Source organism: uncultured Methanobrevibacter sp. (genome assembly GCF_947169325.1).
Classification (GTDB): Archaea; Methanobacteriota; Methanobacteria; order Methanobacteriales; family Methanobacteriaceae; genus Methanocatella.
In genome coordinates, this window is sequence record NZ_CAMVPN010000025.1 from 17,167 (window position 1) to 28,249 (window position 11,083).

Here is an 11,083-nt window from a genome sequence, read left to right on the forward strand (position 1 = left end):
TCACTCATCCTGATTCTTTTTTATTAGTTCTTTAAGTTCAACAATCTCCTGCTTCAACTCTTCATTCTGCCTGTGAGTTGCTTCAAGTTCTTTCTTGATATTAGACAGATCCTCATTTATCGGTTTAACATTTTCCTCGATAATGCTTTCAATGCCGTTTTCCTCCTCGTTCAATAAACGGTCAGTTAAATATGATGAGATTGCTGCAGTAATGGTTGAGAATATAAATATCCCAACAATAATCAGAATTATTGTTATTAACTTTTCATTGTATGTGGTTGGAGTCACATCCCCATATCCGACTGTGGTCAATGTCACGATTACAAAATAAAAGTCGTCAAACAAACCGTAGCTTGGACCAAAGAGATACAGCAGCAATGTAAAGAATATCACTGTAAACACGACTCCTCCCAAAATCTTATCCAGATTTGACTTTTGGAGGAATTTGTTTAAGCCGTGGAAAAATCTGTTGAACAATGCAACTACACGCAACAGTTTTAAAAGTCTCAAATATCTTAAAAGACTGACTTGGGGGATGATTGCCGGAAGCAGCACATCAAATGGAATTGATGCAATCAAATCTATCCAATTGCTTCTCTGCTTCAGGAATACTGATTTGGGTTTGGAAATATAAAAAGTAATGCTCCATTCAATAAGAAGGATAATACATACAATGAAATCGAATATTTGAATTGAAAGTGCAATATCTTTCGGAAGCTCAAATAACATGGCTACGGAAATCAGGACAATATCGATTACGATTAGAACATGCAAAGCAACCCATATTGCATAACGTTTATTAACTTCTCTTCCAAAAATATTCAAGATTTCACCTTATTTGATTATAATTTAGATACTAATTAATAATAAAATTTACTAAAGATTTTTAAATGCATAAATCCATAGATATAATCATGAAACTTAATTTAAAAAGAGCTTCAATAATAATCCTTTTAATATTAATCGTGCTGACAACAGTCAGTGCTGTTTCAGCTTCAATGGAAATCAAGGGTGCCAGCTTTTCAACCGGCAGCGAATTGGAGGACAAGACCTATGCTACAATCTATGTCACTTCAAAATACGCCGGCGACGCTGCAATCGTCCAAATCTATTATTCACGTGACGGATCCCTTCTAAACAATGGGAATATGGTTCCGATAACTGTTGACAGCCAAGGTTACATTGATGTTTCAAGCGCTGATGCTTATTCCTTATTCCCGGACAAGGCTGAAGTGAACTTGTATGACTCAAACAGTAAACTGCTCGATACAGAAACATTCTACCTCTCACCGAGCACTGGACTGCAGACATTCGGTTCAGGAGACTTCGGGTCAAGCTCAACATCATCCAGCTATAGTGATGCCTACAGCAGCTACAGCTCAAGCTCATATTCCTCAGGCAGCGATTCATATGGAAGCTACATCGGAAACTCAAATTCACATAAGTTCCATTCATCAGGTTGCGGTGATGTAAATAAGATGAAAGATTCGAATAAAGTCTATTTCTCAAGCCGTGATGAAGCAATAAACAGTGGATATTCCCCTTGCGGGCATTGCCATCCTTAATGAATCAAATCTATTTTTTATCTTTTTTATCTGTTTAACAATTAAAAAAAAATAATAAAAGCTTAAATTAAGCTTTTATTTGAGCACCATTGCTTAAGGTGAGATATTGACCATTTTCCAAAGTGATGAATTTATTATTCTCAAAATTATCGTTTGTGACAATATCTTCTATTTGATGTCTGCTGTTGGAAGCTACTTCAATATATGCTAAGCCTTTTGTTGCCTCAACATTATATTCCCCTGCAGGAATATCAGATCCTACTTTGTACATGCCTTCCTTATAATATCCGTTTTCAGGTCCTCTGTCTGGTGCTTTATCTAATTCATATAACTCTCCGCCGCTGATTTTCAAATATTCACCGTCTTCTACAGTAATATATTCTCCACCGGCAGTGTTTAAATTATAAATGATGCTGTTTAAATCCCCTGATGAATCAGATGAAACTTCTACATACAAATTATATGAATTACATTTTACGTAGTACTCACCTGCGGGAATATCAGTACCTACTTTATAATGACCGTCCCCTTTCAGTGCACTTCCACTATCAAATAGACCTGCACTAACACAGCTCATTCCAATCACGACGACAGTCATGATTATTAGTATTTTTAAAAGATTTTTATATTCCATATTAAAACCTCAATATTTTATATAATAATATTTTAAATGATTACATTAATATACTTAACTTAGTAACAAAATGTTAATAAATAAACTTATTTAAACATAAGACATTAGTATAACATGAAAAAAATAAATGCTTTTTTATATATTGATTTAAAAAATATTCCCAAAATTAAAAAAAAAATCAGATTAAAATAATATTAATCTGATCCTGGATTATCATTTTGATAATCAGAAGAAGCGTCTACAGGTTGTGAATAGCTTGAATCATCATAATTTTGATCCATCTGATACCAATAGCTTTCACCACTGCCTTCATCATACATTCTTTTATATTGATGGCCATCTTCAGTCTTTACCGGTTGGTCATGCATATATGCCCAAGTACCATCACCCTGCTGAGACTGGTCCCATTTTTTAACGTAATCGTCCGAACCGTATTCAGGGCCACTTTCAGAACTAGATGAATAAGATGAACTTTCAGATTCCTGAGTACTATTCAAAAGTGTTGTATTTGTAGAATTAAGTGAAGAAGAGTTTGTGGAATTGGTAGAATTGGTTACATTTGCATTGGTATGATTATTGTTTGCAGTGAAAAATAAAGCCCCTGCAATAACAATTCCAATAATGATGACAATTAAAACTCCAATTATTATATTATTTCTTTCCATGAAAATCACTTTTAATAATCTACATAATAAGTTTCGCCACCCATTTCAACAGTACCATGAAGATTACCGTTACTGTCCATATATGAATCAATCTGATAGTCCCCATATTCAGTATGTCCAGTTTCATGGGCTTCTATGCTTCCATCATCATATATGGTTCCATGAGTATCACTGGATCCATATTCCCCTTCATAGTGAGATTCTACGTTTCTGCCATCTGAAGAAGAAGTAAAACTGTCCCCATTTGATGAAGTTGAAGAATAGCTATTTCCTGAAGAACTAGATGAACTAGAGGAACTTGAAGAGGAACCTGAATTGCTTACACTCTGGGTTGATGTATTTAAACTTGGACTGGATGTGTCCAGACTTGAAGATGAGCTATGATATGAACTGGTATCATGAGGAGTGAATGCTCCAAATATCCCAACAATTGCAATCAACAGGATTACTGCTGCTACAATTCCTGTTCCAATTTTTTTGTTTGAATCAAATCCTTTCCAGTCTTCCAAAAGGTTTGGATTTGCATCACCATTTGCACGTTTAACTTCATTATATGTTTCATACAAACCGTATACCCAGATTATTATTCCAATGACAGAGCATATTGGTATTCCAAGACCTAAAAAGTTAAATATCAAACCAACAACAAAAAGTACAATTCCCTTTTTCATATTTCCCGCATAGGCTATTCCCAAACCAGTCAGGATAAACGAAATCAGCAATGCAAGAATCATGTTTTTTTCGCTTTTTGCTGATTTTACAATCTTATTTTCTACCTTACTTCCACAGCTTGAGCAAAATGTTGCCCCTTCTGGGATTTCGGCACCACAATTTTCGCAAAACATATATGATAATCTAACTTATAAAATATTTATAAATTGTGATAAAAAGCAGTTAAAAAACTGCAAAAGAATATAAATCTAATTTAAAAAGTAAAAGATGATGGTTATAGAAGAGTGAAAACCTTCTATTTGATTACAGCAGCGATAGTTTCTTGGTCAGGTGCGTTGATTTCAACCAATTTGCCGTCTTTGACATATTGGAATGTTGGAGTGCCGTCTCCGTATTTGTCGTCAAATGCTCTTCCCTGGATTTGTGAAATGGTTTCGTTGTGGGTACCTTCAAGGGAATCGTCAACACCGGTGAATACTGTGTTTGCGTCATCAAAGTAGAATACTTTAACGAATAACTCCTTATCGCCGTTCAAGAATCCGCAACATGAGTATTTTGCACCTCCTATGTCGTTGGCAGGTTCGCCAACTTTTTGTGCGCTTTCATTTTCTTTATATCCGTCAGGAATTGTGAATTTAAGTCCCTGCATGGTCAACTTATTGTTTTCAAGACTGATAGCTCCGCCGTCGGAATTGCTGCTTTCACTGGAAGACAAGTTAAAGCTCCAGCTGTCATCTGCATTTACTGCACTTACGCAGACGCAAAGCGCAAGCAATACTGAAAATATTACTAAAATTCTTTTCATGATTTTAACCTCCAATATGAATTTTTTTAATTTAAATAAAAAATATATTTTACTATTTTTCTCGGAGACATTATAACAAAATATGCACAACTTTATATGCAAGTTCTGCAATTCTTAATATGGAGAGCGAATCTCAACGATTTTTTACCAACTTAAATTCATTCGGGAGGTGAGCGCCAAAAAGATTCCAAGACCTGCCAAAACCAACCTGACATTCGAACTCTTATTATTATGGTGATAACATGACAATAATTAAACAACGTGAAATTGAATGCGAGATGTGCCACGGCACATCTATCCACCGCGTGCTTTCAAGCACAAACTCCAGCGGATACTCCGATTTGGACACAAGGCCTAATGGAATGGCCAGAACAGTGATATTCCTATTGGTTATGGAATGCCCCCACTGCGGATATGTGGGCTTCCATCTGAAATGCGAAGGGGATTTGCCAATGGATTTTCTCAAAAGCGAGGAGTACAGAACCTGCAGCGGAATAGATTTCAAATCAAAAACCGCCCAAATGTTCTACAGGAAATATCTCATATCCGCCCAATTGGACAATCTGAAAATTGCAATGCATGATCTCCTGCGCTGCGCATGGGCATGCGATGACAAGAAAGACAATTACAATGCGGCATTGATTCGAAAAATCGCAGCAGACCTTGCAAGGATTCTTATAGAAAGGGATGATGATGAAAGGGATGACATCATCCTAATAAGGGCAGACCTTCTGAGAAGAAGCAGGGAGTTTGAAAAACTGATTAGCGAATATGATGGAATTTCCCTGGATGATGAAGTTAAAAACAAAACCCTCACTTTCCAAATCGAAAGGGCACGAAAGGGCGATGATTTGTGCTACACATATCATGATGTTATTGGTGGTGATGAATATCTTTTCGGATGAATGAATGAGTTTTCATTTGAAAAAATATTTTTACAATGACCTTTAAACTATTATCATGAAATTTTCAGGATTCATGAATGTCTACCAGCTGGATGACAAAAGCTGGGAGTACCAGTTCGGGGAAAGGTCACTTAAGGCAAATACATTAAAGGAGCTTGAGCTTCTGGTGAATCTCTACGGGCTCAAATGGAACATACTTGATGAGGATTTGGCCAAAAAGTCAGTTGAAGCCGACAAGAACAACGTGACAGGATTTCTAAACGTATATAGAAACGGCGACTACTGGTGCTACAGAGGAACTGATCTAAAGTCACATTCCTTAGAAGTCTTAAGAAAAAAGGCATTAAAAGAAAATCTTGAGTGGAGGGAAACCGACAAGGAGCTTGCCTACAAGAACATGAAGCTTGACTCAAGGAAGTTCAAAAGCTACTGAACTAGCTTAAGGATTGAATCAACCTCACCTGTTGCCAGACCAAGATTTGAAATGGCAGTCCTTTTGCCATCCAATATTTTCACATACATTTCATCACACCTGAAATGGTTTTTTAAAAGGAAGTCATAGCATTCAACGGCCTTTTTATATTCGCCAATGTCATTCAGGATTTCTGCCTTTACAAGAATCTGTTTTTTTGAAATATTCAAATCATGAAAAAAGCATTCGCTTATGGCAAGTCCTAACCTGTGTTCACACACTCCCTTGCCGAAGCATGCATAGTCATTGTTTAATGCATTCAACGATTCATTAAAACACACAAGTGCACTTTCAAACTCATTTAATTTAACAAGTGTTGTAGCTTTTTTGTTAAGCAGCCTGAAAAGTATTTTATTTTTGAACTTAGATGTATTGGCCAGTGCCTTTTCATAGCTTTCAAGCGCCTTTGCCCACTCACCCCTTGAGAAGTGCTCGTCTCCCGCATAAATGCTTGCCTTGATTTTTGGAAAATTGTCCCTTTCATGAGATGATTCGGTCAAAAGGAGTTTATGATAATCCATATCACCTTTAAAACCTGCCTTGACGGCCTTTTTGTAGTGTCTTAGTGCCTTAACAAAGTGCTTTTGGCAAAAAAGAGAGTGGGATTTGTAAACTAATGCATCGACATATTGGGTATCGTAAAAGAGAACCTCATCAAAGCGCTTGATTGAAGCTGCATATTTTTCTGATTTAAAAAGCGAAACACCTTCATCCAGGACGTTTTTAATTTCAATTTCCTTTAAGAGATGCTCCTTTGGAAAGGCCCTGTTTATGTTTCCAGCCCTGATTCTTTCAACAAACGAATCATCAATAGCCATCCATCCTGTTGAATAGTCACCTATCCGGAATTTGATTTCGTTATCTGAAATTTCATACTCCAATCCGCGAGCAAAGTTAAAATCAGTCATTAATATTAATTCTAAAAACGGTCAAATAAAAATATTATCATTTTAAAAAAAAAGGTTTTGCTTTGAATGCTAAAACATCCAAAGCACATTTCTTGCAAGGGTTTCATCGAATACATACCAGATCCTGTTTTCGGCAAGGACCTGACTTTTAAGGCATTCAACGGAATCGGCTTCAATCACATGGCCGAATTCCTCATAGCAAAGCCTTTCTCCATCGACGCGAACCCTGAAAATTCCTGTGGAGTTTTCGAAGTAGTTCACCTTAAGCTCCATTGAAAGAAGCTCCTCAAAAAAGCAAAGGATTCCCCTAAGCTCCACATTCCTTACATATGACAGGTCAAGTATGCCATAATCAATTTCTTCAAGTGTTTCTGCACATAAAAATTCAACTATCTCTCCTGAATATCTAACCAAATCAAACTCCATTTAAACCTCAAATAAATCGGATGAATTATAATCCATCACTGAAAATCATTTTCTCCATGATTGAAATGACACGCCTGTTCAGTGGATTTTCCAAAGACAGGAACTCCTCATTTGCCTTATCAGATCCGAACTCGGCAAAGTAGGGTGTCTGGGCACATCCCCCCTCAACGGTTGTGCCGAAAGTGACCGTGCCATTTTGAACCTTTACTCCGAAATCGGCAAACTCGAATTCGAGAATCCTATCTCTTTCATCTGTTGTGAATGTCTCTTTGGACTTGCCATATTCCAAATCGAAAACGGCTCCATTTTCACCTGAATCGATTCTGCAGGCAAATACCAACCTGATGTAGATTCCGTTTTCCGCTGCCTTTCTTTCAAGGTATTCAAAAAATTCATCATTCATATCTTCGAATGCATATTTTTCATCGCTTTCACCGGCATAGGTCGGCATGATACCGTTTTGAGTGAGCTCATCCACATAGAAATGAAATTCTTCCCTTCCGACTACAGAGTTTTCAACAGTCCTTTTTATATCTACGTTTATTTTTCTTGTAATCTGCATGGTAAATTCTCCAAAATAGTGATGATTGGATTAATTAAGTTTATGAGAATTAAAGTAGCTGTTTAAGAGGATATATGTTAAAGGCGAAATGAATAAAGGAGTTAAACAAATGAATGAACAAAGAACTTTAAACAGCTACTTGTCAAAATGAAATCGTTTCTAGCATGAGCTAGAACATAAGTCTAAAAGAACACTGCACTCCATGAGCAGCGGATTTGTACAAATTGCATCATTACTATCAACTCCTTAAGGATAGTGAGTTCGTACAGAGTCAAATTACAATTTTGCGATATAATGGTGTGGTCTGATTATATCAATTTTTACTAGTGCATAATTAAATGGGTCGGCTTCGTATATAAAGTTTTTCTTTTAGAATCAATTCTGCAAAATGATATGAACTTTGTAAATTAAAAAAAAATCTTGGGTCTTTTCCTACGTAAAAAATTGTCTAATTCTTAAAAAAATAAAAAAAGAATAACTAGATATTAAATCTAGTTACGTGTTTTAATTTTTATTATCCTTGTTCTTTTCTTGACCAACAGCTTGCGAATATGACTAAAAGAGCGAATAAAAGATATGCTACAGGATTACCAGTTTCTTTCAGGGTCGCTTGAGTATGAGCCGGTGCATGTTCTGTATGGTTTGTAACGTTTTCGGTTTCATTGTTTGGAATGTCCTTGACTATGCAGGTAGCATTGTCATGATTGTTGTCCAAATCAGTTTCGTTTTCATTGCATGTTACATTAGCATTATTGGTTATCTCGCCTGTTGCAAGAATGAGACATAATATGTCCAGTCTGACAGACTCGCCAATTGCCAAATCACCAATATTCCATTTACCGGTTGATGCATCGTATGAACCTTTGGAAGCTGTGTAGCTCATGTACTTGACAGCTGCAGGAAGCTTGTCTAATGCGACAACGCCTGTTGCTGGGCTAGGTCCATGGTTTACAACCTCAATAATCCAGTGCATTCTGTCTCCTTTACTGTACTCCTTCTTGTCTGATGATTTTTTGATTTCCAAATCACAGATAGAAATGGCTTCAGTAGTGTTGTTCGCCTTATCGTTGGATTTGTTGGAATCCGGAGTGGTAGTTGAAACTTCTACAGGATTTGTAATGTTTCCAACCCTCAATACTTTTGTTACGATTTTGAGAGTTACGCTTTCACCATTGTTAAGTTTGCCTATTGTCCAGATGTTTGTTGCCTTGTTGAATTTTCCTTTGGTTGCCTCATATCTGATGAATTCTAAGGAATCAGGAAGATCCTCAAACACTTTAACGTTCAATGCAGGACTAGGGCCGTGGTTTGTTACCCTGATTGTCCATGTCAACTCTTCGCCGACGAAGGATTTTTTGGAACTGACCAGTTTGATGATTTCTAAATCACAAATTGGTATCGCTTCGGTTGTGTTGTTTGCCTTGTTGTTGGACAGGTTTGAGTCCGGTGTTGTAGAATTGACTGTTACTACGTTTGTAAAGTTGCCGCTAGTTAAGACTTTTGTTACCAAAACAAGAGAAACAGGAGTATCGATGTCCAAGTTTCCAATCTCCCAAATCCTGGTTTTTTCGTCAAAACTACCCGCTGACGGATCTGAACTGATTATGGACAATCCTTTTGGCAGGATGTCCCTTACGACAGTATCCTCAGCAGTTGATGGGCCTTTATTAACGACTACAATAGTCCATTCTACGCTTTCATTAACATAAACACGTGAAAGGTTTACCAATTTGATGATCTGCAAATCACAAATCGGATTTACAACAGTAGTGTTGTTTGATGACTTGTTTTCTGTTTGGTTTGAAGTTGCATTTACGCTGTTTAGGAGAGTGCCGTTTCTCAAAGCGGTGAATACCACTGTGAAGCTTGCATTATCTCCAACGCCTAAAGTACCTTCATATGCGAAAACATAATCTCCAGTCTGTTTCCATCTGTTAGTTGAATCAATGAAATATTCATAGTTCAAATCTTCGCCTTCAAAGATTTCTGTGACAGTGACGTTTGTCAAGTTGCATTCTCCAGTGTTGGTGACAACAATCAGGAAGCGAACTTTATCGTTGATGAATACCACTTTGTCTAAAGTGACTTTCGCAACTGTCATGTTTCGTATGTATAGGGTATGATTGTTTGTGACTGTGAAGTTGTAGGCTGTATCGTTTGTGATTGTTACATTGTAACCTGCAACAGGCACTTCACGAACAGTATAATTAATCAAAGTACCATTGTGAGTGTACACATATAATCCGGTAAATGAAGCAAACCAGCCGTTATCGGCAGATAATGTAGCCTCATCGATTTTAGTACCATTATCAAGCAGTTCAACAACTACACTAGGAGGTCTGATGCCGTCAAAATCATCAGCATCTTCCCAGACTTTAGTAACATTAACCTCAGTCAATACAGGAATGTGACTGTTTGTAACAGTGTAATTGCCTGCTGTACTGTTGGTTATTGTAGTGTTATAGCCTTCAACAGGAACTTCACGTATAGTGTAATTAATCAATGAACCGTTGTGCGCATATACGTATAAATCAGTAAATGAAACGAACCAATTGTTATTAGCTGTTAAGGTAGCTTCTTTGATTTTAGTACCGTTAGCAAGCAACTCTACAACAACGCTTACAGGTCTAATACCATCACGATTATTGTCGTCTTCCCAAACCTTAGTAACGTTTACTACAGTTAAAGCAGGAATGTGACTGTTTGTAATTGTGTAATTGCCGGCAGTGTTATTGGTTATTGTAGTGTTATAGCCTTCAACAGGAACTTCACGAACTGTATAATTGATTTTTGAACCGTTGTGAGCGTATACGTATAAATCGTTAAATGAAGCAAACCAGCCGTTACCAGCATTTAAGGTAGCCTCATCGACTTTAGTACCGTTAGCAAGCAATTCAACAACAACGCTGCCAGGTCTAATACCATCACGATTATTGTCATCTTCCCAAACCTTAGTAACGTTTACTACAGTTAAAGCCGGGATATGACTGTTAGTGACTGTGTAATTACCAGCAGTACTGTTAGTTATTGTAGTATTATAACCTTCTACAGGAACTTCACGAACAGTATAATTGATTTTTGAACCGTTGTGAGCGTATACGTATAAATCGTTAAATGAAGCAAACCAGCCGTTACCAGCATTTAAGGTAGCCTCATCGACTTTAGTACCGTTAGCAAGCAATTCAACAACAACGCTGCCAGGTCTAATACCATCACGATTATTGTCATCTTCCCAAACCTTAGTAACATTTACAGAAGTAACCAAAGGAATGTGACTGTTTGTAACAGTATAATTACCTGCAGTATTATTGGTTATAGTAGTGTTATAACCTTCAACAGGAACTTCACGAACAGTATAATTAATTAAAGTACCATTGTGAGCGTACACATAAAGACCAGTAAATGAAGCAAACCAGCCGTTACCAGCATTTAAGGTAGCCTCATCGACTTTAGTACCGTTAGCAAGCAA

The 11,083-nt window shown here is 37.0% G+C and carries 12 protein-coding genes; 3 read left to right on the forward strand and 9 right to left on the reverse strand.

The features are described 5' to 3' along the window. Nucleotides 1-825 carry an ion transporter gene (locus Q0W26_RS05280; RefSeq protein ID WP_298523180.1) on the reverse strand — a complete coding sequence of 275 codons (825 nt, stop codon included), beginning with the start codon at nucleotides 823-825 and terminating at the stop codon, nucleotides 1-3. 89 nt (nucleotides 826-914) lie between these two features. Here Q0W26_RS05280 and Q0W26_RS05285 point away from each other — a divergent pair, with 89 nt between their 5' ends. Continuing rightward, nucleotides 915-1,565, forward strand: coding sequence for a hypothetical protein (locus tag Q0W26_RS05285; protein WP_298523182.1), 651 nt, complete (start codon nucleotides 915-917; stop codon nucleotides 1,563-1,565). A 67-nt stretch (nucleotides 1,566-1,632) separates the two neighbouring features. Here Q0W26_RS05285 and Q0W26_RS05290 read toward each other — a convergent pair whose 3' ends face one another. The 4 genes from Q0W26_RS05290 to Q0W26_RS05305 all read right to left on the reverse strand — a co-directional run bounded on the left by Q0W26_RS05290 (nucleotide 1,633) and on the right by Q0W26_RS05305 (nucleotide 4,341). Beyond that, nucleotides 1,633-2,199 carry a hypothetical protein gene (locus Q0W26_RS05290; RefSeq protein WP_298523184.1) on the reverse strand — a complete coding sequence of 189 codons (567 nt, stop codon included), beginning with the start codon at nucleotides 2,197-2,199 and terminating at the stop codon, nucleotides 1,633-1,635. Between the two features lie 194 nt (nucleotides 2,200-2,393). Then, nucleotides 2,394-2,864, reverse strand: coding sequence for a hypothetical protein (locus Q0W26_RS05295; protein WP_298523186.1), 471 nt, complete (start codon nucleotides 2,862-2,864; stop codon nucleotides 2,394-2,396). Nucleotides 2,865-2,875: 11 nt separating this feature from the next. Beyond that, nucleotides 2,876-3,709 carry a zinc-ribbon domain-containing protein gene (locus Q0W26_RS05300; protein ID WP_298523189.1) on the reverse strand — a complete coding sequence of 278 codons (834 nt, stop codon included), beginning with the start codon at nucleotides 3,707-3,709 and terminating at the stop codon, nucleotides 2,876-2,878. Nucleotides 3,710-3,831: 122 nt separating this feature from the next. Continuing rightward, nucleotides 3,832-4,341: a hypothetical protein gene (locus Q0W26_RS05305; protein WP_298523191.1), complete on the reverse strand. Its 510-nt coding sequence runs from the start codon at nucleotides 4,339-4,341 to the stop codon at nucleotides 3,832-3,834. Between the two features lie 242 nt (nucleotides 4,342-4,583). Between Q0W26_RS05305 and Q0W26_RS05310 the strand changes: the two genes are divergently transcribed. Both Q0W26_RS05310 and Q0W26_RS05315 read left to right on the forward strand, forming a co-directional pair. Then, a complete protein-coding gene (locus Q0W26_RS05310; protein ID WP_298523193.1) occupies nucleotides 4,584-5,246 on the forward strand; it encodes a hypothetical protein in 663 nt (220 codons plus the stop codon). A 55-nt stretch (nucleotides 5,247-5,301) separates the two neighbouring features. Next, nucleotides 5,302-5,679 (forward strand): hypothetical protein, encoded by a 378-nt coding sequence (locus Q0W26_RS05315; RefSeq protein WP_298523195.1) that lies wholly within the window; start codon nucleotides 5,302-5,304, stop codon nucleotides 5,677-5,679. On the opposite strand, the gene Q0W26_RS05320 is transcribed toward Q0W26_RS05315, so the two are convergent. From Q0W26_RS05320 to Q0W26_RS05335, 4 genes are all read right to left on the reverse strand, one after another. After that, the gene (locus tag Q0W26_RS05320; RefSeq protein ID WP_298523196.1) at nucleotides 5,673-6,626 is read right to left on the reverse strand and encodes a tetratricopeptide repeat protein; all 954 of its coding nucleotides are present in this window, start codon (nucleotides 6,624-6,626) and stop codon (nucleotides 5,673-5,675) included. The genes Q0W26_RS05315 and Q0W26_RS05320 overlap by 7 nt on opposite strands. Before the next feature lie 69 nt (nucleotides 6,627-6,695). Next, entirely contained in the window at nucleotides 6,696-7,052 is a 357-nt protein-coding gene (locus tag Q0W26_RS05325) for a hypothetical protein (protein ID WP_298523198.1), read from the reverse strand. Nucleotides 7,053-7,077: 25 nt separating this feature from the next. Continuing rightward, entirely contained in the window at nucleotides 7,078-7,614 is a 537-nt protein-coding gene (locus Q0W26_RS05330; RefSeq protein WP_298523200.1) for a hypothetical protein, read from the reverse strand. Between the two features lie 514 nt (nucleotides 7,615-8,128). Beyond that, nucleotides 8,129-11,083: Cna B-type domain-containing protein (locus Q0W26_RS05335; protein ID WP_298523202.1), on the reverse strand; the 2,955-nt coding region annotated here is incomplete at its 5' end.

What these genes read in the sequence shown, in the direction of transcription:
- Q0W26_RS05330 (WP_298523200.1), bottom strand. Translation starts at nt 7,614, where the DNA reads ATGCAGATTACAAGAAAAATAAACGTAGATATAAAAAGGACTGTTGAA.
- Q0W26_RS05290 (WP_298523184.1), bottom strand. Translation starts at nt 2,199, where the DNA reads ATGGAATATAAAAATCTTTTAAAAATACTAATAATCATGACTGTCGTC.
- Q0W26_RS05315 (WP_298523195.1), top strand. Translation starts at nt 5,302, where the DNA reads ATGAAATTTTCAGGATTCATGAATGTCTACCAGCTGGATGACAAAAGC.
- Q0W26_RS05325 (WP_298523198.1), bottom strand. Translation starts at nt 7,052, where the DNA reads ATGGAGTTTGATTTGGTTAGATATTCAGGAGAGATAGTTGAATTTTTA.
- Q0W26_RS05320 (WP_298523196.1), bottom strand. Translation starts at nt 6,626, where the DNA reads ATGACTGATTTTAACTTTGCTCGCGGATTGGAGTATGAAATTTCAGAT.
- Q0W26_RS05310 (WP_298523193.1), top strand. Translation starts at nt 4,584, where the DNA reads ATGACAATAATTAAACAACGTGAAATTGAATGCGAGATGTGCCACGGC.
- Q0W26_RS05305 (WP_298523191.1), bottom strand. Translation starts at nt 4,341, where the DNA reads ATGAAAAGAATTTTAGTAATATTTTCAGTATTGCTTGCGCTTTGCGTC.
- Q0W26_RS05285 (WP_298523182.1), top strand. Translation starts at nt 915, where the DNA reads ATGAAACTTAATTTAAAAAGAGCTTCAATAATAATCCTTTTAATATTA.
- Q0W26_RS05295 (WP_298523186.1), bottom strand. Translation starts at nt 2,864, where the DNA reads ATGGAAAGAAATAATATAATAATTGGAGTTTTAATTGTCATCATTATT.
- Q0W26_RS05300 (WP_298523189.1), bottom strand. Translation starts at nt 3,709, where the DNA reads ATGTTTTGCGAAAATTGTGGTGCCGAAATCCCAGAAGGGGCAACATTT.